This window comes from Herbidospora cretacea (assembly GCF_001570605.1).
Lineage (GTDB): Bacteria > Actinomycetota > Actinomycetes > Streptosporangiales > Streptosporangiaceae > Herbidospora > Herbidospora cretacea.
This window is the reverse complement of record NZ_BBXG01000001.1, coordinates 601,373-625,001: the sequence shown is the minus strand read 5'-3', so window position 1 is coordinate 625,001 and position 23,629 is coordinate 601,373. Positions and strand designations below refer to the sequence as shown.

General features: G+C 72.4%; 27 protein-coding genes. 15 read left to right on the top strand and 12 right to left on the bottom strand.

Annotated elements, in window-relative coordinates:
* The first annotated feature begins 22 nt into the window (after window positions 1-22).
* Together AW270_RS02090 and AW270_RS02085 are read left to right on the top strand one after the other, a co-directional pair.
* Window positions 23-1,633, top strand: coding sequence for a penicillin-binding transpeptidase domain-containing protein (locus tag AW270_RS02090; protein ID WP_245674531.1), 1,611 nt, complete (start codon window positions 23-25; stop codon window positions 1,631-1,633).
* Between the two features lie 31 nt (window positions 1,634-1,664).
* Window positions 1,665-2,255: an ArsR/SmtB family transcription factor gene (locus AW270_RS02085; RefSeq protein WP_174549834.1), complete on the top strand. Its 591-nt coding sequence runs from the start codon at window positions 1,665-1,667 to the stop codon at window positions 2,253-2,255.
* Here AW270_RS02085 and AW270_RS02080 read toward each other — a convergent pair.
* Window positions 2,252-2,824, bottom strand: a complete 573-nt coding sequence (locus AW270_RS02080; protein WP_061289856.1) for a TetR/AcrR family transcriptional regulator — start codon at window positions 2,822-2,824, stop codon at window positions 2,252-2,254. The two genes, AW270_RS02085 and AW270_RS02080, sit on opposite strands and share 4 nt — an antisense overlap.
* 57 nt (window positions 2,825-2,881) lie before the next feature.
* Here AW270_RS02080 and AW270_RS02075 point away from each other — a divergent pair, with 57 nt between their 5' ends.
* Complete coding sequence (locus tag AW270_RS02075) at window positions 2,882-3,982, top strand: FAD-dependent monooxygenase (RefSeq protein ID WP_061289853.1); 1,101 nt, start codon at window positions 2,882-2,884, stop codon at window positions 3,980-3,982.
* On the opposite strand, the gene erm is transcribed toward AW270_RS02075, so the two are convergent.
* Together erm and AW270_RS02065 are read right to left on the bottom strand one after the other, a co-directional pair.
* Window positions 3,975-4,700 (bottom strand): 23S ribosomal RNA methyltransferase Erm, encoded by a 726-nt coding sequence (erm, locus tag AW270_RS02070; RefSeq protein WP_063819072.1) that lies wholly within the window; start codon window positions 4,698-4,700, stop codon window positions 3,975-3,977. The genes AW270_RS02075 and erm overlap by 8 nt on opposite strands.
* A 458-nt stretch (window positions 4,701-5,158) precedes the next feature.
* Window positions 5,159-5,425, bottom strand: a complete 267-nt coding sequence (locus tag AW270_RS02065) for a DUF3040 domain-containing protein (protein ID WP_061289847.1) — start codon at window positions 5,423-5,425, stop codon at window positions 5,159-5,161.
* Window positions 5,426-5,558: 133 nt separating this feature from the next.
* Between AW270_RS02065 and AW270_RS02060 the strand changes: the two genes are divergently transcribed.
* The 5 genes from AW270_RS02060 (at window position 5,559) to AW270_RS02040 (ending at window position 9,771) form a co-directional block, all read left to right on the top strand.
* Entirely contained in the window at window positions 5,559-6,575 is a 1,017-nt protein-coding gene (locus tag AW270_RS02060; protein ID WP_061289845.1) for an Rv2578c family radical SAM protein, read from the top strand.
* 98 nt (window positions 6,576-6,673) lie between these two features.
* Complete coding sequence (locus tag AW270_RS02055) at window positions 6,674-7,369, top strand: ABC transporter ATP-binding protein (protein ID WP_061289841.1); 696 nt, start codon at window positions 6,674-6,676, stop codon at window positions 7,367-7,369.
* 31 nt (window positions 7,370-7,400) lie between these two features.
* Window positions 7,401-8,135: an ABC transporter permease gene (locus AW270_RS02050; protein ID WP_061289838.1), complete on the top strand. Its 735-nt coding sequence runs from the start codon at window positions 7,401-7,403 to the stop codon at window positions 8,133-8,135.
* Window positions 8,132-9,169, top strand: coding sequence for a sensor histidine kinase (locus tag AW270_RS02045; protein WP_061289835.1), 1,038 nt, complete (start codon window positions 8,132-8,134; stop codon window positions 9,167-9,169). Before AW270_RS02050 ends, AW270_RS02045 begins: the two co-directional genes overlap by 4 nt.
* The gene (locus tag AW270_RS02040) at window positions 9,166-9,771 is read left to right on the top strand and encodes a response regulator transcription factor (protein ID WP_061289832.1); all 606 of its coding nucleotides are present in this window, start codon (window positions 9,166-9,168) and stop codon (window positions 9,769-9,771) included. Before AW270_RS02045 ends, AW270_RS02040 begins: the two co-directional genes overlap by 4 nt.
* Window positions 9,772-9,776: 5 nt before the next feature.
* Here the strand turns inward: AW270_RS02040 and AW270_RS02035 are convergent, their stop codons facing one another.
* Window positions 9,777-10,586 carry a GDSL-type esterase/lipase family protein gene (locus AW270_RS02035; RefSeq protein ID WP_061289829.1) on the bottom strand — a complete coding sequence of 270 codons (810 nt, stop codon included), beginning with the start codon at window positions 10,584-10,586 and terminating at the stop codon, window positions 9,777-9,779.
* 165 nt (window positions 10,587-10,751) lie between these two features.
* Between AW270_RS02035 and AW270_RS02030 the strand changes: the two genes are divergently transcribed.
* Together AW270_RS02030 and AW270_RS02025 are read left to right on the top strand one after the other, a co-directional pair.
* Window positions 10,752-11,960, top strand: coding sequence for an isochorismate synthase (locus tag AW270_RS02030; protein ID WP_061290169.1), 1,209 nt, complete (start codon window positions 10,752-10,754; stop codon window positions 11,958-11,960).
* 28 nt (window positions 11,961-11,988) lie between these two features.
* Entirely contained in the window at window positions 11,989-13,173 is a 1,185-nt protein-coding gene (locus tag AW270_RS02025; protein ID WP_061289826.1) for an MFS transporter, read from the top strand.
* Here AW270_RS02025 and AW270_RS02020 read toward each other — a convergent pair.
* The 5 genes from AW270_RS02020 to AW270_RS02000 all read right to left on the bottom strand — a co-directional run bounded on the left by AW270_RS02020 (window position 13,132) and on the right by AW270_RS02000 (window position 17,557).
* Window positions 13,132-13,746, bottom strand: coding sequence for an IMPACT family protein (locus tag AW270_RS02020; protein WP_061289823.1), 615 nt, complete (start codon window positions 13,744-13,746; stop codon window positions 13,132-13,134). The genes AW270_RS02025 and AW270_RS02020 overlap by 42 nt on opposite strands.
* Window positions 13,747-13,764: 18 nt before the next feature.
* Window positions 13,765-14,298: a flavin reductase family protein gene (locus AW270_RS02015; RefSeq protein ID WP_082801217.1), complete on the bottom strand. Its 534-nt coding sequence runs from the start codon at window positions 14,296-14,298 to the stop codon at window positions 13,765-13,767.
* Window positions 14,299-14,399: 101 nt separating this feature from the next.
* Window positions 14,400-14,996, bottom strand: coding sequence for a DedA family protein (locus AW270_RS02010; RefSeq protein WP_061289819.1), 597 nt, complete (start codon window positions 14,994-14,996; stop codon window positions 14,400-14,402).
* 9 nt (window positions 14,997-15,005) lie between these two features.
* Window positions 15,006-16,646, bottom strand: a complete 1,641-nt coding sequence (menD, locus tag AW270_RS02005; protein WP_174549833.1) for a 2-succinyl-5-enolpyruvyl-6-hydroxy-3-cyclohexene-1-carboxylic-acid synthase — start codon at window positions 16,644-16,646, stop codon at window positions 15,006-15,008.
* A complete protein-coding gene (locus AW270_RS02000) occupies window positions 16,643-17,557 on the bottom strand; it encodes an o-succinylbenzoate synthase (protein ID WP_082801247.1) in 915 nt (304 codons plus the stop codon). The genes menD and AW270_RS02000 overlap by 4 nt, the downstream gene beginning before the upstream one ends.
* Before the next feature lie 51 nt (window positions 17,558-17,608).
* On the opposite strand from AW270_RS02000, the gene AW270_RS01995 reads away from it, so the two are divergent.
* The 3 genes from AW270_RS01995 (at window position 17,609) to AW270_RS01985 (ending at window position 20,481) form a co-directional block, all read left to right on the top strand.
* Entirely contained in the window at window positions 17,609-18,715 is a 1,107-nt protein-coding gene (locus tag AW270_RS01995; RefSeq protein WP_061289813.1) for an AMP-binding protein, read from the top strand.
* Between the two features lie 48 nt (window positions 18,716-18,763).
* Window positions 18,764-19,066, top strand: a complete 303-nt coding sequence (locus AW270_RS01990; protein ID WP_061289810.1) for a hypothetical protein — start codon at window positions 18,764-18,766, stop codon at window positions 19,064-19,066.
* Window positions 19,067-19,224: 158 nt separating this feature from the next.
* Window positions 19,225-20,481 (top strand): RNA polymerase sigma factor, encoded by a 1,257-nt coding sequence (locus AW270_RS01985; RefSeq protein WP_061289807.1) that lies wholly within the window; start codon window positions 19,225-19,227, stop codon window positions 20,479-20,481.
* An 88-nt stretch (window positions 20,482-20,569) separates the two neighbouring features.
* Here the strand turns inward: AW270_RS01985 and AW270_RS01980 are convergent, their stop codons facing one another.
* Together AW270_RS01980 and AW270_RS01975 are read right to left on the bottom strand one after the other, a co-directional pair.
* Complete coding sequence (locus tag AW270_RS01980) at window positions 20,570-21,346, bottom strand: VOC family protein (protein ID WP_061289805.1); 777 nt, start codon at window positions 21,344-21,346, stop codon at window positions 20,570-20,572.
* Window positions 21,347-21,434: 88 nt separating this feature from the next.
* Window positions 21,435-21,815: a hypothetical protein gene (locus AW270_RS01975; RefSeq protein ID WP_245674530.1), complete on the bottom strand. Its 381-nt coding sequence runs from the start codon at window positions 21,813-21,815 to the stop codon at window positions 21,435-21,437.
* Window positions 21,816-21,919: 104 nt separating this feature from the next.
* On the opposite strand from AW270_RS01975, the gene AW270_RS01970 reads away from it, so the two are divergent.
* Window positions 21,920-22,486 (top strand): TetR/AcrR family transcriptional regulator C-terminal domain-containing protein, encoded by a 567-nt coding sequence (locus AW270_RS01970; protein WP_061289799.1) that lies wholly within the window; start codon window positions 21,920-21,922, stop codon window positions 22,484-22,486.
* A gap of 281 nt (window positions 22,487-22,767) precedes the next feature.
* The gene (locus tag AW270_RS01965; protein ID WP_061289796.1) at window positions 22,768-22,968 is read left to right on the top strand and encodes a DUF5999 family protein; all 201 of its coding nucleotides are present in this window, start codon (window positions 22,768-22,770) and stop codon (window positions 22,966-22,968) included.
* A gap of 21 nt (window positions 22,969-22,989) precedes the next feature.
* On the opposite strand, the gene AW270_RS01960 is transcribed toward AW270_RS01965, so the two are convergent.
* Window positions 22,990-23,580, bottom strand: a complete 591-nt coding sequence (locus tag AW270_RS01960; RefSeq protein WP_061289793.1) for an alpha/beta hydrolase family protein — start codon at window positions 23,578-23,580, stop codon at window positions 22,990-22,992.
* Window positions 23,581-23,629 lie beyond the last annotated feature (49 nt).

The window sequence follows — 23,629 nt, the reverse complement described above, 5'->3', positions numbered from 1 at the left end:
GGGGTTCGCTAAGCTCTCCGGCGTGCGGGGACGAACGATAGCGATCATCTCGGTGGCCGGAGTGGTCGCCGCGGCGGGCGGCGGCGCCGGGGCGTGGTGGGTGCTGCACACGCGCGGCACCCCGCAGGAGACGGCCCGGCAATATGCCGCGGCCTGGGGCGCGGGCGACCTGGCGGCGATGAAGACGCAGCTGGTCACCCCGGTCCCGGCGACCTTCGACACGGTGACCGCCTCGATCGCCAAGGATCTCAAGGCGACCTTCAAGAGCGTCGAGCTGGGGAACGTGACGCCCGCGGGCGAAGACCGCTACGAGGCCTCCTACACGGCCACCCTCGACATCGCCGACGTCGGGCCCTGGACGTACACGGGCACCTTCGACCTGGTCGTGTTCGACCGGCACTGGAAGGTCGACTGGAGACCGCAGGCGCTCCACCCCGGCATCGACGGCACGTCCAAGCTCGCCCTGAAGACCACCTGGCCGCAGCGGGCCGCGCTGACCGACTCCCAGGGCAACCGCATCGACGGCACCGACGTCGGCGGGTCGGTCCAGCAGCTGGCCGGTTTCCTCGACAAGGCGACCGCCAAGGACATCGCCAAACTCGGCCCCGCCTACCGCAAGAACCAGGCGATCGGACGCGGCGGCCTCCAGGAGACCTTCCAGAAGCGGCTGGCCGGGACCCCCACCACCGACGTCATGGCGGGCGACAAGCCGCTGGAGTCGATCAAGGGCAAGGAGGGCGAGCCGGTCAGAACGAGTCTGGACATGAACGTCCAGAACGCCGCCGCCGACGCCATCCGCGACCTCGACAAGCCCGCCTCGCTGGTGGCCGTCCGCCCCGCGACCGGCGAGATCCTGGCCATCGCCAACAACCGCGGCGACTTCAACCGCGCCCTCAACGGCCAGTACGCCCCCGGCTCGACCTTCAAGACGGTCACCGCCGCCGGCCTGCTGGCCAAGGGCGTCGGGCCGGGCGAGAGCGTGACCTGCCCGGAGAACGCCAACGTCGGCGGCCTCAAGATCCGCAACAGCGACAACGCCGAATACGGCACGATCAGCTTCAGCGACTCCTACGCCTACTCCTGCAACACCACCTTCGCGCCGCTGGCCGAGGAGCACCTCGGCGCCGAGGGCCTCTACGAGATCGCCGGCAGCCTGGGGTTTAACCAGCCGCTCAACATCGGCGTCCCGGCGACCAAGGGCAGCATGCCTAAGGCGACCTCCGACGCCGAGCTGGCCGCCGAGTCGTTCGGCCAGGCGAAGATCATCGCCAGCCCGCTGGTCATGGCCTCGGTCGCCGCCGCGGTCGCCGACGGGACCTGGCGTCCGCCGACCCTGGTGCCGGGCCTGAAGCAGAAGGCCGAGGAGACCCCGCTGCCCGACGGCGTGGCCGACGACCTGCGGGCCATGATGCGCGCCGTGGTCTCCAAGGGCACCGCCAAGGCGGCCGGGCTCCCGAGCGGCGCCTACGGCAAGACGGGCACGGCCGAATACGGCAGCGGCCCCGAACTGCCCTCCCACGCGTGGTTCCACGGCTACCGGGGCGACGTGGCGTTCGCGGTCGTCGTGGAGGGCGGCGGAGGCGGCGGCAAGGTGGCCGCGCCGGTGGCGGCCGACTTCCTGCGCGGCCTTTGACAAATATTTTTGTCGGTGAGACGCTGAGCCCATGCTCGAAGTGGCGGTCATCGACGACGCGGCTGCGGCCGAGGTGTCCCTCGACCCGGTCCGCGCCCGCATCCTGGCCGAACTCTCGCTGCCCGGCTCGGCCACCCAGCTCGCCGCCAAGATCGGCCTGCCCCGGCAGAAGGTCAACTACCACCTCAAGACGCTGGAGAAGCACGGCCTCGTCGAGCTGGTCGAGGAGCGCCGCAAGGGCAACGTGACCGAACGCGTCATGCGCGCGACCGCCGGGGCCTACGTCATCTCCCCCGCCGCGCTGGCCGCCGTCGAACCCGACCCCGCCAAGCGCCCCGACCGCCTGTCGGCCGCGTGGCTGCTGGCCCTGGCCGCCCAGCTCGTCAAGGACGTCGGGACCCTGATCACCCGCTCGGAGCGCGCCCAGCAGAAGGTGGCGACGTTCGCCGTCGACGGGACCGTCCGCTTCGCCAGCGCCCGCGACCGCGCCGCCTTCGCCGAGGAGCTGTCGGCCGCCGTGGCGTCCCTGGTGTCGCGCTACCACGACGAACAGTCACCGGGCGGCCGCGACCACCGCGTGGTCATCGCCCTCCACCCGTCGATCACCCGCCAGGAGCCCTAGTCCGGCGCTCCGCCGGACACCATCGCCCGCACGATCATCTCGACGCCCTCCCGGGTGACCGTGCCCGGCGGGGCCGTGACCAGGGTGAACAGCGCGCCTCCGTACAGCGCCATCAGCGCGGGCACCCTCTCGGGCGGGATCGCCAGGCCCAATTGGGCGTGGTGGCCGGTCGTGAAGACGGTCGCCGCCGCCTGGAGGCCCTCCAGCGCCCGGTTGAGCTCGGGGCGGCGGACCGCCTCCAGCCGCAGTTCGAAGATGGCCAGGTAGCGGTCGCGCAGCACGGTCGCCGCGCCCAGCAGTGAGTCCGTCAGCAGCTCGGCCAGGTCGGGCTCGCCCACCTGGTGCTCGGCCGCCGCGTCCATGTCGGTCAGGTGGAGCTCCACCACGCGTTCGGCGGCGGCCACCAGCAGCGCCTCGCGGTTGCGGAAGTAGTTGGAGGCCGTGCCGGTCGGCAGGCCGGCGGCGCGTTCGGCGGTGCGGTGGGTCAGGCCGTGGACCCCGGAGGAGGCCAGGAGCCGGATCGCGGCGTCGGTCAGCGCGCGGCGGCGGTCCGGATTGGAGGGCGGCACCCGGTCATGTTACCAATAGGCGTAGTAGTACGACCGTAGTGAATGACGGGACCCCCCATGAAGATCGCCATCATCGGCGCCGGGCTCGGCGGCGTCACGGCCGCCACCGGCCTCCATCTGACCGGCCACGACGTCACCCTCCACGAGCGCGCCCCCGAGCTGCGCGAGACCGGCACCGGGGTGGTCGTCATGCCCAACGGCCTGGCCGCCCTCGACACGCTCGGGCTGGCCGGCCCTCTCCGCGAACACGTCATGCCGACCGCGCAGGGCGGTCTCCGCGACCGGAAGGGGCGGCCGCTCCTGGTCACCGACGCCGTCAAGGCGCAGGAACGGTACGGCCCGACCGTCGTCGTCGACCGCGCCGTCCTGCACCGCGCGCTGCGCGCCCGGCTGCCCCTCGACCGCGTCCGCACCGGCACGCCCGTCGACGACCTCGCGTCGGTCACCGCCGACGCGGTCGTGGTGGCCGACGGGATCAACAGCCGCCTGCGCGCCCGCCTCTTCCCCGGCCACCCGGGAACCCGGCGCACCGGCCGCCTGGACCTGCGCGGCACCCTGCCCCGTCCGCCCGGCGTCGACGACCTGCTCACCGCGATCCTGATCGACCGCCACAGCGGCGCCATGTTCGGCCTGTTCCCGCTCGGGGCCGACCGCCTCTACTGGTTCACCGACGCGGCCATGCCCGCGACCGTCCCGGCGGCGGAGGAGGCCAGGGAAGGGATGGCCAGGCTCATGGCCGACTGGCACCCGGCCGTGCCCGCCCTTCTGCGGGCGACCGCAGGGCCCGACATCCACGTCGACCCGATCAGCCGGCTGGCGCGGCCGCTGGACTCGTACACGAAGGGGACCGTCGCGCTGCTCGGCGACGCCGCCCACGGCATGACCCCCGACCTGGGGCAAGGAGCCAGCCAGGCCTTCGAGGACGCCGCCGCGCTGGTCCGGCACCTGAAGGGCGCCGGACCGGAGGAGGCGGCCGAACGGCTGCGCCGCTACGACGCCGAACGGCGTCCCCGGGCCAACCGGATCATGCTCGCCTCCAGCCGCCAGTCACGGCTGACCACGCTGACCGGGCCGGGGGCCTGGCTGCGCGACGCGATGCTCCGCGCCACGCCACCGCCCTTGGCGGCCCGCCGGCTCGCCGCGATCTGGCTCACCTGATCAGGCGCCGCCACAGGGTCACCCACTGGTCGGGGTGGACGTGTCCCACCACCGCGTCGTAGGGCACGCCCGCCGCCCGCAGGGCCGCGTCCACCCCGTCGTGACGGGACCTCAGCGACGCCCGGACCGAACCCCCGGCCCCGCCGAACCCGAGCGCGACCAGCTCACGGTACGACCGGCGGTCGGACACCAGCGGCTCCGGCCGCCGGTCGATCCGCAGGATCGCCGAGTCGACCGAGGGCACCGGCCGGAACGACTCCCGGAAGACGGTCTGCCCCAGCCGCCAGTCGAACCACGGCCACGACTCCACCGTGACCAGGCTCCACCGGCCGTAGTCGCCGGAACGCTTGCGGGCGTACTCCCGCTGGGTCAGAAGTGTCGCCGACGATAGAGACGGCGCCCGTAGACACCAGTCGACCATCTTCGAAGTGACCGAGTATGGAATGTTCCCCACCACCGCGAACGGTTCCCGTGGTATCCGCGCACGCGTGAAATCACCTCTGACCACGTCGATGTTCTCGTTGTCCTTCGTACGGGCGGCGAGCCGCCCCGCCAACCGGGGATCGATCTCGTAGGCGATCACCCGCGTGGCCACCTCGGCCAGCGCGAAAGTGAGCGCCCCCTCGCCCGCACCGGGCTCCAGGACGAGCCCTTCCGGGGCGGCGGCCTTCACCATCAGCTCGACCGCGTGCCGGTCGGCCAGGAAGTTCTGCGACAGGTCCCGCCGCGCGCCGTCGACGGGCGTGCGACCCCCGCCGCTGTTCCTGGCCTTCTTCTGGGTGTGCGAATAGTTTCCGTGCGCGAAATTCTGCGCCACAGCAATGCCCTTTCAGGGTCTTCGAGAGGAATCGGGTCTCGAAGGGCCCTGGGCGCGCCGGGGACGCGAAACTGCCCTTTAGTTCAGCAAATGATCGCGTCCGCTAGCGGGCCAGAGCCCGGCTGTGACGGATGCGGATGAAAACGGGGCAGCAGAAATGGGAAGCCATGCGCTGCACCCTACGCACGGGATCGCGGCCCGGACAAAGCATTTAAGAACGACGGGGCGTCTCACCTGTCCGTCATGGCGCGCGGGCGGGAGCGGGCGGCCGGCGCCGGGTGCGGCGGGGACCGGGGGCGGCGGGCGGCGGCGGGCGTGCGGGAGCCGTAACGGAGAAAAGAGACCACGGACGGCTCGAACTAGAAGGGCACCGCCGCGGCTTCGTTGTGGAAGGCCATCACCAGCAGCGTCGCGATCAACGTCGCGATCAGCAACCAGCTCACCGCGATCACCACCGTCGACCGCCGCCACCGGCGTCTCTTGTCGTCGGTGCGGCGGCGATTGCGCTCGCCCCGCACCACCCGCTCGTTGAACGACTCTAAACGGGCGGCCAGCCTCGGATCCTCGTCGGTGAGGTGCCGCTCGATCATCGCCAGCATCCGTTCCTCGTCTTGCGACCAGGACATGGCGCACCTCCCAGGGATGCAAGGTGTGTGCGGAGGTCGTTCCCCCTAAAGAAGATCGTTAGCCGTTTGGTGGGGCCTGATTTGCCCGCGCTTTCCGTTGCGATCATGATCGAACAGATGTTCCAATCATGGGATGCGCTGGGACAACCTGCAACTCATCCCCGACCGGCCCGACAACGCCCTGATCACCAGGGGTGCGGTCGTCCGGACCATCGACACCCCGGAGTTCCGCGGCGTCACCTTCTACGAGATCCAGGCCCGGAGCATCGTCAACCGCGTCCCCGGTCCCAGCCGGGTCCCCTTCGAATGGACCCTCAACCCCTATCGGGGCTGCACCCACGCCTGCGTCTACTGCTTCGCCCGCAACACCCACACCTACCTCGACCTCGACGCCGGCCACGACTTCGACACGAAGATCGTCGTGAAGACCAACGCGGCCGACCTGCTGCGCCGGGAGCTCGCCGGGCCGCGCTGGCGGGGCGAGCCCATCGCGATGGGCACCAACGTCGACCCCTACCAGCGGTGCGAGGGGCGCTATCGGCTGATGCCGGGCATCATCCGGGTCCTCACCGAGTTCGCCAACCCCTTCTCCATCCTGACCAAGGGGACGCTCATCCTCCGCGACCTCGACCTGCTCGCCGAGGCCGCCGCGCGCACCCGCGTCTCCACCGCCATGTCGATCGGCACGACCCATCCGGCCGCCTGGCGGGCCACCGAGCCCGGCACTCCCGGCCCGCGCGCCCGCCTGGGCGCGGTCGCGGCGCTCAACGAGGCCGGCGTCCCGTGTTCGGTGCTGATGGCGCCGATCCTGCCCTACCTCACCGACTCCCCCGCCCAGCTGGAGGCGACCGTCAAGGAGATCGCCGAGGCGGGCGCGACCGGGCTGAGCCCGCTCGTGCTGCACCTGCGCACCGGCGCGCGCGAGTGGTGGCTCCAGTGGCTGGAGCGCGAACACCCGAGGCTGGTGCCGCGCTACCGGGAGCTCTACGGGCGCGGGGCCTACGCGCCGAAGGCCTACCAGCAGAGGATCACCGCCCAGGTGGCGGAGCTCGCCCGCAGACACGGCATCAGGGAGCGCGCGACGCGGCCGCAGCCCGTCCCGCCGGCGCGGGCTCCGGAACCGGAGCAGCTCGACCTGTTCGGCGGCTGACGCCTTTACAAAGTAGATCTCTAACAGGACTTTCGTACCGCCGAATCAGGGATTCGGCTCCCTACAGGGCCGCGAGCGGCGGAAATAACGTCGTTCCCATGACCGACGCCATCGTCATCCAGGGCCTGCGCAAGGCCTACCGGCACGTTCTCGCCGTCGACGGCCTCACCCTGACGGTCCCCCAGGGTCAGCGCCTCGCCCTGCTCGGCCCCAACGGGGCGGGCAAGACCACCACCATCAACGTGCTGCTCGGCCTCCTCCCCCCGGACGCCGGCAGCGCCACCCTCTTCGGGCAGGAGCCCCGGCCCGCGCTGAACGCCGGGCTCGTCGGGGTCATGCAGCAGGAGGCCGGGATGCCGCCCCGGGTCACCGTCCGGGAACTGATCCGGTTCGCCCGCGCCGTCTCCCCCCACGCCCTCCCCTACGACCGGATCGTCGCCCAGACCGGCCTCACCGGCCTCGACCGGCAGCGGGTCGACCGGCTCTCGGGCGGGCAGCGCCAGCGGGCGCGGTTCGCCATGGCCCTGGCCGGGGACCCGAAGCTGCTGGTGCTCGACGAGCCCACCGCCGGGCTCGACGTCGAGGCCCGCCGCGAGTTCTGGGACGGCCTGTCCGCCGCCGGGCGCACCGTCGTCTTCTCCACCCACCACCTCGACGAGGCCGACCGCTTCGCCGACCGCATCGTCGTCATGAACCACGGCCGGATCGTGGCCGACGGCACCGGCGAGGAGATCAAGAAGGGCGGCGACCTGGAGGACGCCTTCCTCGCCCTGGTCTCCGGCCGCCTGGCCTGACCACCCCCCTTCGTCCCCCAGGAGAAGTGACATGACCGCCTACATCCGGCTCGAGGTCCGCAAGATGCTGCGCGACCACGGCTTCATCGTCATGAGCCTCACGCTGCCCGTCGTGATGTACCTGCTGTTCAGCAACCTCGGGCTCGGCGCGCAGACCGCCGAGGCGCAGGCCGCCGCGGCGGCGTGGAGCATGGTGGCCATGGCCGCCTACGGCGCGCTCGGCGGCGCGTTCAGCAACGGGACCGGGACCAGCGAGGACAAGGCGCTCGGATGGCTCGCCCAGCTCGCGGTGCTGCCGATCCGGCCCTGGCGGGTGATCGCCGGGAAGGCCGCCACCGGGGCGATCATCGTGGTGCCGTCGATCCTGCTCGTGCTCACCGCGGGCGGGCTGGCCAACGGGGTGCCGCTCACGCCGTTCGAGTGGGTCGCGGTGACGGCGCTGCTGTGGGTCGGGACCATCCCGTTCAGCCTCTTCGCCCTCGGCAACGCCTACCTGCTCAGCCCGCAGAACTCCGCCGCCGCCAACCTGGCCGGATATCTCACCCTGTCGATCGTCGGCGGCCTGTGGTTCCCTGCCCAGGGCTTCCCCGGGTGGCTCCAGGCCGTCAGCGAGTGGAGCCCGGTGGCGGCGTACACGCACCTGCCCTACGCGGTGCTGTTCGGCGAGGCCCCCTCGCCGCGCGCGCTGCTCACTCTGCTGGGGTGGACCGCCGCCTTCACCCTCTACGCTTTGTACGGTTTCCGCCGTGCCGGGAGGAGTGCATGACGAGCCGTCAGGGAGGGTTCACCTTCTGGATCCTCCTCATGGTCCTCCCCGTCTTGGAAACGGTCGCCCGGCCCTCGATCCTCCGCTGGGCGGCCGTCGCCGCGATCGCCGCACTGTACGTGTGGACCGCCCGCCGCCAGTCGCGGCTCGCCCTGGCGCTGCTCGTGACCACCAGCTCGGCGGCGGCGCTGGCCTTCGGCGGCTCCTGGTCCTTCACCCTCACGATGAGCGCGGTCGCCACCGGCGCCATCGTCCGGAAGTGGCCCGGCGTGGCCTTGCTTGTGCCCATCACCGGCGTCGCGGTCCTGTCGGCCGCCCGGAGCGGGTACGACGGCATGTCCATCGTCTTCTCCGGCTGGGGCGTGTTCGTCGCCGGGCTGGTGCCCTGGATCATCGTGCAGCTCTGGGACACCATCGCGGAGCTGCGCACCACCCGGAAGGAGCTGGCCCGGGTGGCCGTCTCGGAGGAGCGCCTGCGGTTCTCCCGCGACCTGCACGACCTGCTCGGCCACACCCTGTCGGTCATGGTCGTCAAGGCGGAGGTGGTGCGCCGGCTCGCCCCGCGTGACGGCGAGGCCGCCGCCCGGCAGGCCGCCGACATCGAGAAGATCGGCCGCGAGGCGCTCACCCAGGTCAGGGCCGCCGTCACCGGCTACCGGGGCCGGGGGCTGGACGCCGAGCTCGCCTCCGCCCGGGGCGCGCTGGCCGACGCGGGGGTCGACCTGACCGTACGGGCCGCCGACACCGCGCTCACCCCCGAGACCGACGCGCTGCTCGGGTGGGCGGTCCGGGAGGGTGTGACCAACGTCATCCGGCACAGCTCCGCCCGGACGTGCGGCATCGCCGTCCGGCTGGGCGAGGCGACCGAGCTGGAGATCACCGACGACGGCGTCGGCGCGGCGAAGGCCGTCGGCAACGGCCTGGGCGGCCTGCGCGAACGCGTCGAGGCCGCCGGTGGGCGGCTGACCGCCGAGAACGTCCCCGGCGGTGGATTCCGCCTGCTCGTGAACATCCCCGAAGGAGCCGGTCCGTGATCCGCGTGCTGCTCGCCGAAGACCAGGGCATGATGCGCGGCGCGCTGGCCCTGCTGCTCGGGCTCGAACCCGACATCGAGGTCGTCGCCCAGGTCGGCGACGGGACCGAGGTCGTGCCCGCCGCGCTGGAGGCCCGCCCCGACGTCGCCCTGCTCGACATCGAGATGCCCGGCCGGGGCGGTCTGGAGGCCGCCGCCGACCTGCGCGACCGGCTGCCGGCCTGCCGGGTCCTGATCCTCACCACGTTCGGCCGGCCCGGCTACCTGCGCCGCGCCATGGACGCCGGCGCGCGCGGGTTCCTCGTCAAGGACGGGCCCGTCGAGGAGCTCGCCGACGCCATCCGCCGCGTGCTGCGGGGCGAGCGGGTCGTCGACCCCGCCCTGGCCGCCGCCGCGCTGTCGGCCGGGCCGAGCCCGCTCACCGAACGGGAACGGGAGATCCTGGCCATCGCCGGGGACGGCGCGGCCATCGCCGACCTGGCCGCCCGGCTGCACCTGTCGGAGAGCACGGTGCGCAACTACCTGTCGTCGGCCATCGGCAAGACCGGGACCCGCAACCGCGTCGAGGCCGCCGGGGTGGCCCGGCGGAACGGCTGGCTCTAGACCGTCTAGACCGGCGCCTCCACGGTCCGGAAGGACAGCCGGGCGATCGTCCGCTGGCCCTCGGCGTTGGGGTGGAAGTAGTCCCACTTGCTCACCATCGACAGGGTGAACGGGAACTTGAACACCTCGCCGTCGTCGTAGCGGCAGTTCGGGCCGTAGGCGGCGCAGGCCTTGCCCATCTCCTCGTTGTAGGCGATCACGCGGGCGCGGACCCGGTCGCGCCGGTCCTCGTCCTTCTGGGCGGTCGAGGTCGGGTTGGCCAGCATCGTCTGGCAGATGCGCGCGATGCCCCAGAAGGCCCGCGCGATCGCGTTGTCCTTGCCGACCCGCCACAGGCGCTTGAGGTCGGGGATGCTGACGATGCGGACCTGCGCGCCCGTCGGAGCCAGCTTGGCCAGCGCCGCGTCGACCCGCGCCCGGTAGGTGGCCACCGGGGTCATCTGCTGCTCGGTCCGCACGCACGCGTCCTGGGCGCCGATGAGGATCGTCACGTAGCCGGCCTTGGCCTTGAGGGCCTCCTCCATCTGCTCCATCAGGTCCGCGCTCGTCGCGCCGTTGTAGGCGAAGTTGCGGTTGCGGCCCCTGACGTCCGCGCCGTCGCCGAGCAGCCGCAGGTAGTGGCTGTTGATCTCCTTGTGGTCACCGGCCGACCACGAGCGCGACGTGCACGCCACGTACCACCCGCAGGCGTTGAAGCCCGCGCTGATCGAGTCGCCGAGCGCCGCCAGCGTGATCGGCTGGGCGGCCGCCTGGACCGTTCCCGGCCAGACGAGCAGCACGGCGGCAGCGACCACCGGCGTGATCTTCTTGATCATGGACACCTCCGGGAGCCAAAGGTAGAGATCACGAACGGCCAGGCTCTATTACCGAGGCGGCAGGCGTCTCTTCCATGACCAAGCTGCTATCGGGTCTTGACACCCGCGGGCGGCCGATGGGCCCCCGATGTCGAACACGTTCAGTTTCTGCGTAAAGTGGGTGAGGTGAGCGTCGCCCTCGGACTCCATCCCCCGCTCCCGGTCCGCACGGTCCCGGTTCGCGACCCCGGTGACCTCATCTCCCTGCTCCCCGGCCCCGCGTCCTACTCGTGGGTGCACCACGGCGACGGCCTGGTGGCGTGGGGCGAGGCGCTGCGGGTGACGATACCGCCGGGCCCCGGCCGGTTCGCCTGGGCCCGCGACTGGCTGGCCACCGCGTTCGGCCACACCGACATCGACGACCAGGTGGGCCGTCCCGGCTCCGGTCCCGTCGCGTTCGGCAGCTTCACCTTCGACCCCGCCTCGGCGGGGTCGGTGCTGGTCGTGCCGCGTGTCGTGGTCGCCCGCCGCGACGGCCGGGCGTGGCTGACCACCGTCGGCGAGGAGAACCTCGGGCTGGTGACCCCGGCCACCCCGCCCGGCCGCATCCGCTACTCCGACGGCGCCCTGACCGCGCCCGGCTGGGAACACGCCGTCGCGACCGCGGTGAAGAACATCACATCGGGCGGGCTGGAGAAGGTCGTGCTGGCCCGCGACCTCATCGCGACCGCCGAGGCCGACATCGACCCGCGCGTCCCGCTGGCCCGGCTCGCGGCGCGCTACCCCGAGTGCTACACCTTCTCGGTCGGCGGCCTCATCGGCGCGACGCCCGAGCTGCTCGTGCGGCACACCGGCCAGGCCATCGAGTCGCTCGTGCTGGCCGGCACGATCCCCAGCGGCGCCGACCCGGCGACGCTGTTCGACTCCCCCAAGGACCGCTACGAGCACACGTGCGCCGTCGCCTCGGTGGAGGCCGCGCTGAAGCCGCTGTGCGCCGAGCTCGACGTGCCGGCCTCGCCCGAGCTGCTGTCGCTGCCCAACGTCCAGCACCTGGCCAGCCGGGTCACCGGCAGGCTGAGCGACGGCGCGTCGGTCCTCGACGTCGTGGCCGCCCTCCACCCGACGGCCGCCGTCGGCGGCACCCCGACCGAAGACGCGCTCGCGCTGATCCCCCAGCTGGAGAACATGGACCGGGGCGGCTACGCCGGGCCGGTCGGCTGGATCGACGCCCGGGGCGACGGCGAGTGGGGCATCGCGCTGCGCTGCGCCCAGCTCGACGGGCCGCGCGCCCGCCTTTTCGCAGGATGCGGCATCATGGGCGGATCCGACCTGGCGGCCGAGCTCGCCGAGGCCCAGTCGAAGTTCCGCGCCATGCAGTACGCCCTCGAAGGCTGACGCGACTCCCCTTAATTGGAGGGCTCCCCTGATCTCCCCCGCCGAACGCCGTGCCCGGGTCGCGGTCGCCCTGCTGTTCCTCACCAACGGCGCCATCTTCGCCAACCTGATGCCGCGCTACCCCGCCATCATCGAGTCGCTGGAGCTGTCCAACGCCCAGTTCGGGCTCGCCGTCGCCGCCGTGCCCGCCGGGTCGCTGGCCTCGGGGCTGCTCGCCGGGATCCTCATCCGGCGGTTGCGGTCGTCCCGGGTCGCGGTCGGCGGCATGATCCTGACCAGCGGGTTCGTGCTGCTCGCCGGTCTCGCGCCCAGCTGGGCGCTGTTCGCCGGGGCCCTGTTCGCGGTCGGCGCGCTCGACTCGGTCGTGGACGTCGCCCAGAACACCCACGGCCTGCGGGTGCAGCGGCTCTACGGACGCTCGATCATCAACTCCTTCCACGCCATCTGGAGCCTGGGAGCCGTCACCGGCGGGCTCATGGGCGGCGCGGCCGCCGCGCTCGGCCTGTCGCTCGGGCTGCACCTGACCATCTCGGCGGTGACGTTCGTCATCGTCAACCTGGTCGCCTACCGCTTCCTGCTGCCCGGCCCCGAACCCCAGGACCCGATCGAGGCGGCCGTCACCGACGGTCCCGCCGTCCCGGTCAGGACGGTCGCCTACGGCGCGCTCGCGCTGCTGGCGGTCATCGCGATCTGCGGCGCCACCGTCGAGGACGCCGGGGGCACCTGGGCCGCCGTCTACCTGTCGGGGTCGCTCGGCGCGGCGCCGGGCATCGCGGCGTTCGGCCTGGTCGCGGTCGTGGGCGCGCAGTTCGTCGGGCGGGCGCTGGGCGACCGGTTCGTCGACCGGTGGGGGCAGCGCACGGTCGCCCAGGCCGGCGGGCTGCTCATCGCGCTCGGCATCGGGCTCGCGCTGGCCTTCCCGAGCGTGCCCGGCACCATCGCCGGGTTCGGGCTGGCCGGGTTCGGCAGCGCCACGCTCATCCCCGGCGCCATGCACACCGCCGACCAGCTTCCCGGTTTCCGGCCGGGCACCGGGCTGACCCTGCTGTCGTGGCTGCTGCGGGCCGGGTTCCTGCTCACCCCGCCGCTGGTCGGGCTCGTCGCCGACGCCAGCTCGCTCCGGCTCGGGCTGCTGCTGGTGCCGGTCGCCGGGATCGTCGTGGTCCTGTGTTCAGGCGTCTTCCGCCCGCACGAACAGCGTGCCGCCGGCTGACGCCCTCGCCCGTCCGGCCGTCGCGGTGGCCAGCCACTCCTCGAACCCCCCGAGGTCGGTCACCGCGACGTCGAAGGCCGCCTCGGCTCCGTAGGTGACGGCGCGCACGTCGTGGCGGCCCCTCAGGTCGTTCTCCAGCCGGCCCGCGTGGGCGTGGTCGATCGACACCGTGACCAGCCGGGCCTCGACCATCGTCACCGGGGTGACCCGGTCGAGGGTCTCCCCGACCGCGCCGCCGTAGGCGCGCACGAGCCCGCCCGCGCCGAGCAGGACGCCGCCGAAGTAGCGGGTCACCACGGCGACCACGTCGGCGTAGCCGCGTTTCAGCAGCACGTCGAGCATCGGGGTGCCGGCCGTGCCGCCGGGTTCGCCGTCGTCGTCGGAGCGGCGCGCGCCGGCGCCGATCACGTAGGCGGTGCAGTTGTGGGTGGCGTCGGCGTAGAGCGCCCGGTGGGCCGTGATGAACTCGCGGGCGGCCTGTTCCGAGGGCGCGGGCGCGACGGCGCAGACGAACCGCGACCGCCGCACCTCCGTCTCGTGTTCGACCACGTCGTCGAGGGTCTTGTACGGCACCGCGCCAGGCTATCCCGCCTAGGCGAAGGACCCGAACGTCCCGTCGTGGTAGAGCAGCGGCCGGCGGCCGGGGACCGTCTCCCCCTCGGTGATCAGGCCGACCACCAGCCGGTGGTCCCCCGCCACGAACCGCTCCCTGATCTCGCACCGCAGCCACGCCGCCACGCCGTGGAGGACGGGCTCGCCGGTGGGCAGGGCGGTGTAGGCCGTCTCCGGGCCGAACCGGTCGGCCCCGCTGCGGGCGAACAGGGCGGCCAGGTCGCGCTGGGACTCGCCGAGGATGTGGACGACGAAACTGTCCTGGTCGCGGATCGCGGGCCAGCTCGACGAGCCGAGCCCGATGCCGAACGTGACCAGCGGGGGCTCGGCCGAGACCGAGGCCAGCGAGGTGGCGGTGAAACCGACCGGGCCCGCCGTGGTGACGACGGCCACCCCGGCGGCGTGCCGGCGGAAGGCGCTCCGGAAGAGGTCGCGGGTGTCCGTTCCGGTTTCAGGAGAGACCGACGGTCGCGGGACGTCGCCGCGCAGGACGGCAAACCGCTTCGCTGACATGGGGTTCCTCTCGATCAGTTCCTCTCATCGTAGAAATACCCCCAAAACCTGTCAATATAGTAGGGAATACCGGCCCGTCCTTTTCGATGGTGAACGCCCGATTACGACTGGGTCCGCCGCCGCACCCACACCACGCTGACCACGCCGAACACCACCACGACGACCAGCGCCACCCACGACGCCTGGCTCATCCACTTCTCGGCCACGATGCCCAGATAGAAGACCACCGCCGTGGTCCCCCCGGCCCACGCGATCGCCCCGAGCACGTTGGCGCACAGGAAGCGCCAGTAGGGCAGGTGCAACGCCCCCGCCAGCGGCCCGGCGAGTATGCGGAGCAGCGCGACGAACCGCCCGAAGAACACCGCCCACACGCCCCAGCGCCGGAACAGCGTCTTGGCCCGGTCGACATGGCCGGGCCCGAAGTGCCGGGGGAAGCGCCGCCCCAGCCGGTCGAACAGCCCCTGTCCGCCCCGGTGCCCGATGTAGAAGCCGATCGAGTCGCCGACGATCGCCCCGCCGATCGCGCACCCCCCGACCAGCACCGGGTCGACGAACCCCTTCGCCGCCATGAGAGCCGCGCTGACCAGCACGATCTCCCCCGGCAGCGGGATCCCGAGGCTCTCGATCCCGATGACGAGACCGACCACGACATAGACCCAGAGGTCCGGGATCCGCTCCAGCCACTGTTCGAGGTGCATCAGAGTTCCTTAGCTGATCGCGGCCCGCACCGCGTCGCGCATGGCGACGTGCACGGCCGCGTTGGAGTTCCGGTCGGTGCGGGCCTCCACCAGGCGGGGCCCCTCGCCGCGGATCGCCTTCTCCAGGTCGTCGGGGTCGGTCACCACGGTGTACGAGGTGCCCGTCGCCGCCGCGAGATATCCGAGGTCGACGCCGTGGGGGGTGCCGAAGATCCGCTCGAACGAGCCGCCGAGCGACGACTGCGGCAGCAGCGAGAAGATCCCGCCGCCGTCGTTGTTGACCACCACGACGCACAGGTCGGGCCGGGGTTCCCGGGGCCCGATGACCAGGCCGTTGTGGTCGTGGAGGAAGGACAGGTCGCCCAGCAGCGCGTAGGCGCGCCCGTGGTGGGCCAGCGCCGCCCCGGCCGCCGTCGAGACCAGGCCGTCGATCCCGGACGCCCCCCGGTTGGCCATCAGCCGCACCCCGCGCCGGGGCCGCATGGCCTGGTCGAGGTCGCGGATCGGCATCGAGGAGCCGCAGAACAGCAGCGACCCGTTCGGGATCAGCGCCGCCAGGTCGCGGGCCAGCCGGGGCTCGCTCAGCCCACCGGCGTCGAGCACGTCGTCGACGGCGTGGCGGGCGGCCATCTCGGCCCGCCGCCACGTGTTGAGCCACTGGTCGCCGCCGGCCGCGACCGGGATCTCCACGGCCTGCGCCACCTGGGTGGCCGACCGGGTCGGGTCGGGCCAGCGGGTCAGGTCGCGGGCGACCACGACGTGCTCCTGCGCCCGCTTCAGCCAGGCCATCAGCGGCCGGGACAGCCCGGGACGCCCGAGGGTGACGACCACGTCGGGCTGGTGGGCCTCGGCGAAGCCGGGGGTGCCGAGCAGGAAGTGGTAGGTCGAGATCGCCGTGTCGCCGTAGCGGCCGCCGCCGTTGGGCTCCGACAGCACCGGCCACCCGGCCATCCCGGCCGCCGCGACGTAGCGCCGCACGTTGGCCGCGCCGTCGCCCACGACCAGCACGCCCCGCCGGGTCGCCGGGATGTGCAGCGCCGAGGACGGCGGCGCCACCCTGGCCCGCACCCACGGCCCGTTCGCCTCCAGCGTCTCGGGCCAGTCGTCGTCGCCGTCGGGGACGAGCGGCTCCCGGAACGCCACGTTGAGGTGCACCGGACCGGGGTCGCCCGGCCCCTCGGCGCGCTGGTAGGCGCGGCAGGCCAGCGACCGCCAGTAGGCCACCTGCCCCGGACGCTCCTCGGGCACGCCGATCTCGGCGAACCACCGCACGGCCGAGCCGAACAGTTTCACCTGGTCGATCGTCTGGTTGGCGCCCGTGCCACGCAGCTCGGGCGGCCGGTCGGCGGTGAGCAGCAGCAGCGGCACCCCCGCCTCGCTCGCCTCGATCACGGCGGGGTGGAGGTTGGCGGCGGCCGTGCCCGACGTCGTGATCACGGCGACCGGCTTCTCCAGCCGTTTGGCCAGGCCCAGCGCGAGGAAACCGGCCGAACGCTCGTCGGTCCGCACGTGGAGCCGGACCCGCGGGTCGTCGTGGATCGCCAGCGCCAAGGGCGCGGACCGGGAACCGGGTGCGACCACCGCTTCGGTGACTCCGCACCGCGCCAGTTCATCGACGAGTACGGTCGCCAGCGCGGTAGCCGGGTTCACACGGCGGCCCCCTCCATCCGCCGGATCCACTCCGGCGACTCGATCACGAACTGCGCCAGGGCGTCGTCGTCCACCTCGGGACGGCGCACGCGGATGACCCCTCGCTCCTCGACGAGCGGATCGGCGACGACGTCCCCGGCCAAGAGCGACATGGTCCCGAGTCCGCAAGCGTACGGCAATTCCGGCAGCGCGGCGGCCAGCGCCAGCCCCGCCGCCAGGCCCACGGAGGTCTCCACCGCCGACGACACGACCGCCGGCAGACCGCACGCCTCGACCACCCGCAACGCCTGGCGCACCCCGCCGAGGGGCTGCACCTTCACCACCGCGATGTCGGCCGCCTCGGCGGCCCTGACCTTGAGCGGGTCCTCCGCCTTGCGGATCGACTCGTCGGCCGCGACGGGCACGTCGACCCGCCGCCGGACCCGGGCCAGCTCGTCGAGGGTGGCGCTGGGCTGCTCGGCGTACTCCAGCGTGAACCGGTCGAGCTCCTTGATCGCGCGGACCGCCTCGTCGACGTCCCAGCCGCCGTTGGCGTCGACCCGGATCCGCCCGCCCGGCCCCAGCGCGTCGCGGACCGCCTCCACCCGGGCCAGGTCGTCGGCGAGCGTCTGGCCGGCCTCGGCGACCTTGACCTTGGCCGTCGCGCAGCCCGACGCGCGCACCATCGCGGCGGCCTTCTCCGGCCCGACGGCCGGCACGGTCGTGTTGACCGGGATCGCCTCGCGCAGCGGTGCGGGCCAGCCCTCGAAGGCGGCCTCCCGGGCGCAGGCGAGCCAGCGCGCGCACTCGGCCGGGCCGTACTCCGGGAACGGGGAGAACTCGCCCCATCCGTGCGGGCCCCTGATCAGGACGCCCTCCCGCCGGGTCTGCCCCCGGAACCGGACCGTCATCGGAATCCGGAACACCCGCAGCTCCACGCCACCCTCCCCGCTCTCCCGCACCGGCCCGGCTACCCTGACCAGGTGGTCGATCGTCCGGTGCACGCACTTGTCCTGCCCCCTGGCCCCGCCCTCGCCGAGGCGGTGGCCGCCGCGCTCGACGGCAGCGGCCCGGCCGTCCTGCCGGTCGCGCCATCGTTGCCCCCACGGGCGGTCACGGCGCTGTTCGACACGCTACGGCCCACCCATGTCACCACACCCGGCGGCACGACCGCGCTCCCGGAGGGCGTCCCCGCCCAGGAGGACACCGCCGTCGTCATCGCCACCTCGGGGTCCACCGGCGTCCCGAAGGGCGTCGAGCTCTCGGCGGAGGCGCTGCTGGCCTCGGCGCGGGCCTCGCTCGACCGGATCGGCGCCGAGCCCGGCGACCGCTGGCTGTGCTGCCTGCCGCCCTCCCACGTGTCGGGCCTCCAAGTGATCACCCGGGCGCTGCTGTGCGGCACCGACCCGATCGTCCACGAGACCTTCGATCCGTCGGCCGTCATGGCCTCCGGCGCCGACCACGTCTCGCTGGTCCCCACGCAGCTGCGCCGCCTGCCCGACGTGTCGGCGTTCACCACGATCCTGCTGGGCGGCGCGGCGGCCGGCCCCGACCTGCTCGGCCGCCATCCGCGGATCTTCACCACCTACGGCATGACCGAGACCTGCGGCGGCTGCGTGTACGACGGCCGCCCCCTTGACAATGTAGATCTCAAACTGGGCCCCGACGGCCGCATCATGATCGCCGGCCCGATGCTCCTCAACGGCCTGCGCCTGGGCCCCCGGCACACGGGCCCGTGGTTCACCACCAACGACCTCGGCGAGCTGGACGACGGCCGCCTGAAGGTCCTCGGCCGGGCCGACGACGTGATCAACACGGGCGGCCAGAAGGTGGTCGCGGGGGTCGTCCAGGACGTCCTGGCCAGCCACCCCAAGGTCCGGGAGGTGGTCGTGATCGGGCGTCCCGACCCCGAGTGGGGGCAGGTGGTGGTGGCCGTCGTGGCGGGCGAGGCGACCCTGGCCGAGCTCCGCAGCCATGCCAAATCGGAACTGCCCGCCTACGCCGCCCCGAAGGTGTTGGTCCAGGTCACGGCGCTTCCCCTGCTCCCCAACGGCAAACCCGATATGGTCGCCATACGGAACCAAGTGTGACAATCATCCGTCATACGATCAGGTGGCCCGACGAAAGGACGCAGATCCATGATCCCGACTCCGAAGATGCTGATCTCCGCCGGGATCGTCGGTGTCATCGTCGTCGGTGGCCTGAGCGTGGCCGCGGCCGCGGCCGACGGGCGGCTGGAGTTCGAGCAGCAGCGCCTGCTGAAGACCGTCGAGGGTGAGAAGACCGCGACCCCGGCGCCTGAGCCCGAGCCGGTCCCCTCCAACGTGGTGGTCAGGGAGCTGGAGTCCGACCCCGAGGAGGTCGGCGGCTACTGGACCCCCGAGAACCTCGAGCGGGCCGAGCCCATGGAGATCCCCCGGGTCGAGGTCACCCTCAACTGACCGGCACCCCGGTTTCCGTGCGGTTTAGGTAACACGGGAACAAATATCCGGCGTTGGCGTTCTTACTAAGGCAGCCGTGGTGGCGTATGGGCGCCCAGGCGTTGCCGAGAACTCACTGACGACGAATTTTTGATCTCCGCGAAGGAGGAGGTGTCCTCATGCCCCGAACCGCCGTGGCGTCTAGCCCGCCCGTGCGCGAGGCAGTTCCGACGACTCTCGACCAGCTCCTGGAGCGGGGGCGGAAGCAGGGTCGCCTTTCCCTGACCGAACTGCGCGAGGCGTTCGTGAACGCCAACGTGAGTGCGACCAAGGCCCGTGGCATCCTGCGCGGCCTGACCGAGGCCGGAGTGAGCCTGGCCGAGACCACCGACGACACTCTGAAGACTACGTCCCCTGTCAAGGAAGCCCCCGGCAAGGATTCCGTCAAGGACGACGACGAGGTCACCGAGGCCGACGTGGCCGACGCGGTCGGCGACCTCGACGACACCTCCTCGGCGATGGGCGACTCCGTCCACACCTACCTGAAGTCGATCGGCCGCCGGACCCTGCTCACCGCCGCCCAGGAGGTCGAGCTGGCCCGCCGCATCGAGGCCGGTCTGTACGCCGAGTACAAGCTCGACGCGGCCGAGGAGAGCGGTGAGCACCTGTCGGCCGCGGCCCGCGAGGACCTGGAATGGGTCATCGAGGACGGCCGCCGCGCCAAGGACCACATGCTGGAGGCCAACCTCCGCCTGGTCGTGTCCGTGGCCAAGAAGTACACCGACCGGGGCATGGCCCTGCTCGACGTGGTGCAGGAGGGCAACCTCGGCCTCATCAGGGCCGTGGAGAAGTTCGACTACACCAAGGGCTTCAAGTTCTCCACCTACGCGATGTGGTGGATCCGCCAGGCCATCCAGCGCGGCTTCGCCGACTCGGCCCGGACGATCCGGCTCCCCGTCCACGTCCTGGAGATGCTCTCCAAGCTCTCCCGGGTGGAGCGTGACATGCACCAGCGCCTCGGCCGGGAACCCACCCCCGAGGAACTGGCGGTCGAGCTCGACAAGACCCCCGACCAGATCGAGGAGCTGCTGCGCACCAGCCGCCAGCCGATCAGCCTCGACAGCACCATCGGCGAGGACGGCGAGACCCGCATTGGCGACCTCATCGAGGACGTCGACTCGCTGGAGGCCTCCGAGGTCGTCGACCGGCAGCTGCTGGCCGAGCAGCTCAAGGGCGTGCTGAACAACCTGTCGCCGCGCGAGGCCAAGATCATGGCCCTGCGCTTCGGCCTGGCCGACGGCAAGCCCCACACGCTCGACGAGATCGGCAAGCACCTCGGCCTGACCCGCGAGCGCATCCGCCAGCTGGAGAAGGAGTCCCTCTCCAAGCTCCGCCACCCCAGCAACGCCCGGCCGCTGCTCGACTGGGCGAGCTAGAGAACCTCCCGGTACGGGGTCCCGCTCCCCGACCCGCACCGCCCCTCGGCCGGCCCGGCCATCACCTCGCTCGACCGGGCCGGCTCTCTCACGACGTCAGCTCGATCAGCGACAGGACGGCCCCGGCGGGGTCGGCCACGACCGCCGCCCAGCCGGAGGGCAGGTCGAACGGCGGGACCGTGACGGTCCCGCCGAGGCCGGTCACGACCCGGCACGACTCCTCGCAGTCGGCGACCGCGAAGTAGACCATCCAGTGGGGCGGGATCTCCGCGGGCCAGGAGTCGGTCATCTCGACCATTCCGGCCACCGTCGTCTTCGACCGCCTGAGGTCGAACTCGGTGTAGCTGCCGCTGCCGCTCAGGAAGGGCGCCCGGCGGCCGGTCCAGCCGAAGACCCTCCCGTAGAAGGCCGCCGCCTCGTCGGCGTCGCGGGCGGCGAGTTCCGTCCAGCAGAAGGCCCCCGGCGTGCCGCGCACGCCCGCGCCCTCCAGCGCGACCGCCTCCCACAAGGCGAACTCGGCCCCCGACGGATCGGCCAGCACGGTCCGCCAGCCCTGCTCGCGCCCCTCGTCGTAGACGCGTTCGGGCCCGTCGAGGACCTGGGCCCCGGCGTCGTCGGCGCGGCGGGTCGACTCGTCGATGTCGTCGGCCGCGATGTGGACCAGCCAGGCCGGCCCGCCGGGACGGGCCGGGCCCAGCCCGGCGACCGGTTCGCCGCGCAGCAGCGCCGTCGAGGCGGTGCGCCCGCGCGGCTCGAAGTCCCAGCCGAACACGCCGTGGTAGAACTGCTCGCTGAGCGCGAGATCGGTCGTGCCGACCTCGACCCAGCACGGCCGGCCCGCCGCGTATCTCACCCGTCCGGGCATCTCTCCGGCCTCCCTGACCCCAAGGTAATCCTTAGACGGCGCAGCGTGCCGGTCCGTTGACGCCCCGGATATTCCGGGTGGGTATCTGTCAGCGGGCCGAGGCCGTCGCCGGACGCGGCAGCCGCACGATACCGGTCAGCCGGTTCTCCTCGCGGAGGGTGCGCAGCTTGCTCACCTCGGTCGTCCACTTCGCGCCCTCGGGGGTCGCCCGGCCCTTGCGACGGCGGATGCGGTCGTCGTAGGCCTTCACGCCGAAGGTCGCCCGCTGGGCCGCCTCGGCGGCGCGCAGCGCGGCGGTGAGCGCCTCGTCGTAGGCGATCCCGGCGGCGCGCAGTTCGGTTCCGGGGGCGCCGGCGGCGCGGCGGGCGCGCAGGTGGGCCTCGGCCTGGCGGGCCTTGTCGAGCAGGTCACCGTAGCTCTTGGTGATCTCCTGGTCGGCGTGGTACCTGACCTCCGCCTCCCGGCTCACCCGCGGACGGAAAAACGCCATCGTCAACCTCTCAGTCCTGATTGAAACGCACTGGTCGACAGCGTAGACCCTCCCCTGTCCGGCCGGGATGGCAGGATGATCGCATGCCGGCCAAGCGACCTCCGACGCCCCTCTCCCGCGAACGCATCATCGACGCCGCCCTCCACATCGCCGACGGGCAGGGGCTGCGCCGGTTGACCATGCGACGGCTGGGCGACGCGCTCCAGGTGGAGGCGATGGCGATCTACCACCACCTCCCCCGGGGCAAGGAGGCGCTGATGGACGCCCTGGCCGAACACGTGACCGCCGTGCAGGTGGAACCGAGGGAGGCCCCCTGGCAGGAGATCGCCCGCGACTGGGCCCGCGCGGCGCGGGCCGCCCTGCTGGAGCATCCCGGGGTGCTGTCCCTGGCGCTGACCAAACCGCCCAAGGGGATGGCCCTGCTGGCCATGTCGAGCCAGGTCGAGCAGCTCAGGGACGCCGGTCTCGGCCGCCCCCAGGAGGCCGTGCACACCCTGCGCGCCTACGTCTACGGGGCCGTCGCGGTCGAGATGCAGGCCTCCGGCTGGGCCGACCCCGACGCCGAGGTGGAGAAGGCGCGGGTGGCCACGGGCGACGCCGACTTCGAGCGCGGGCTGACCGCCGTGCTCAGCGGGCTGGAGAGTTCGTAACGGGTCATTTACCAGACTGACGGCGTGTCGCGCTTGGGGTGTTATCGTGCATCGGGCACCCTTGTGTCTTAGGTCACACACATGATCACACCCCCCTACCAGGGTGTGGGCGAAATCGTCCGAACGGGCTATGTCCTTGTGGAGTGACCTGGCGCACACTGGTGGAGGCCAAGAAGTGGTGTAGGCCAATTTGCGTCAACTCAACCCCATACCGCTCGTCCCCCACATCGCTGGGCGGACCCACATCACGAGCGACAAGAGAAAGACACGGAGCCCCGGCGATGTGCCCTCATGAGCCCTGCTGTCCTCACGCGGAAGCGCAGGACCGCGAAGCCGCCCGCACTGTGGCGGCCCACCCCGAACAAGGGTGGAGCCTCCTCTGCAACGGCGTCGTCCTCTTCGAGGACACCGGCGAACTGCTCCCCAGCGGCGCGATCATCGCCCCGCACCGGCCGACCGACATGGCCGTCACCGCCGCCTGACCGCGCGCCTTCCACGGGGGATCACCGGCGCGCCACCAGCCAGCGCGCCACCTCCGCCCCGATCAGGGCGGGGTTCTTCCGGAGATCGTGATTGTCTCCGGGCACGACGACCAGCCGTTCCGCGTCCGCCTCATCAGGCACCCCGAACGGGTCCCGGTCACCATTGATCACCAGCACCCCGGCCCCCGCACCCCGCAGTTCGGCGACCCGTGACTTCTCCGGGTGACCGGGCGGATGCAGCGGGAACGCCAGCGCCACCACCCCGACGGCCCCCACGTCCCCGGCGGTACGGCAGGCGACCCGGGCCCCGTTGCTCCGCCCCCCTTGGGCGACCGGCAATCCGGGGAAGCGCTCCTTGATCACCGAGGCGATGGCGAGCCAGCTCTCGTCCTGCCTGACCGCCGACCCCGGCGCCCGCGCCCCCCTCAGACGGAACGGCTGGGTGATCCGGGCGACGGCGATGTCCTCCCTCAGGCACGCGTCGCGCACCGCGAGCAGGTCGGGCGCGTCCACTCCCCCGGCCGACCCGTGGGTCAGCAGCAGGACCATGCCCGCCGACCCCGGCTCGTCGATCTCGGCCCGGCCCGGCCCGTGAGGTGTGTCGATCTCCATAACCGCACGTTATCGCGGGTCCACCGGCCGCATGACGGTCGTGTCATCC

Excerpts from the sequence above, each read along its gene's own strand:
- AW270_RS02085 (WP_174549834.1), top strand. The coding sequence starts at position 1,665 with ATGCTCGAAGTGGCGGTCATCGACGACGCGGCTGCGGCCGAGGTGTCC.
- AW270_RS02075 (WP_061289853.1), top strand. The coding sequence starts at position 2,882 with ATGAAGATCGCCATCATCGGCGCCGGGCTCGGCGGCGTCACGGCCGCC.
- AW270_RS02065 (WP_061289847.1), bottom strand. The coding sequence starts at position 5,425 with ATGTCCTGGTCGCAAGACGAGGAACGGATGCTGGCGATGATCGAGCGG.
- AW270_RS02060 (WP_061289845.1), top strand. The coding sequence starts at position 5,559 with ATGCGCTGGGACAACCTGCAACTCATCCCCGACCGGCCCGACAACGCC.
- AW270_RS02055 (WP_061289841.1), top strand. The coding sequence starts at position 6,674 with ATGACCGACGCCATCGTCATCCAGGGCCTGCGCAAGGCCTACCGGCAC.
- AW270_RS02050 (WP_061289838.1), top strand. The coding sequence starts at position 7,401 with ATGACCGCCTACATCCGGCTCGAGGTCCGCAAGATGCTGCGCGACCAC.
- AW270_RS02045 (WP_061289835.1), top strand. The coding sequence starts at position 8,132 with ATGACGAGCCGTCAGGGAGGGTTCACCTTCTGGATCCTCCTCATGGTC.
- AW270_RS02035 (WP_061289829.1), bottom strand. The coding sequence starts at position 10,586 with ATGATCAAGAAGATCACGCCGGTGGTCGCTGCCGCCGTGCTGCTCGTC.
- AW270_RS02015 (WP_082801217.1), bottom strand. The coding sequence starts at position 14,298 with ATGTCAGCGAAGCGGTTTGCCGTCCTGCGCGGCGACGTCCCGCGACCG.
- AW270_RS02010 (WP_061289819.1), bottom strand. The coding sequence starts at position 14,996 with ATGCACCTCGAACAGTGGCTGGAGCGGATCCCGGACCTCTGGGTCTAT.
- AW270_RS01990 (WP_061289810.1), top strand. The coding sequence starts at position 18,764 with ATGATCCCGACTCCGAAGATGCTGATCTCCGCCGGGATCGTCGGTGTC.
- AW270_RS01985 (WP_061289807.1), top strand. The coding sequence starts at position 19,225 with ATGCCCCGAACCGCCGTGGCGTCTAGCCCGCCCGTGCGCGAGGCAGTT.
- AW270_RS01980 (WP_061289805.1), bottom strand. The coding sequence starts at position 21,346 with ATGCCCGGACGGGTGAGATACGCGGCGGGCCGGCCGTGCTGGGTCGAG.
- AW270_RS01970 (WP_061289799.1), top strand. The coding sequence starts at position 21,920 with ATGCCGGCCAAGCGACCTCCGACGCCCCTCTCCCGCGAACGCATCATC.
- AW270_RS01965 (WP_061289796.1), top strand. The coding sequence starts at position 22,768 with ATGTGCCCTCATGAGCCCTGCTGTCCTCACGCGGAAGCGCAGGACCGC.
- AW270_RS01960 (WP_061289793.1), bottom strand. The coding sequence starts at position 23,580 with ATGGAGATCGACACACCTCACGGGCCGGGCCGGGCCGAGATCGACGAG.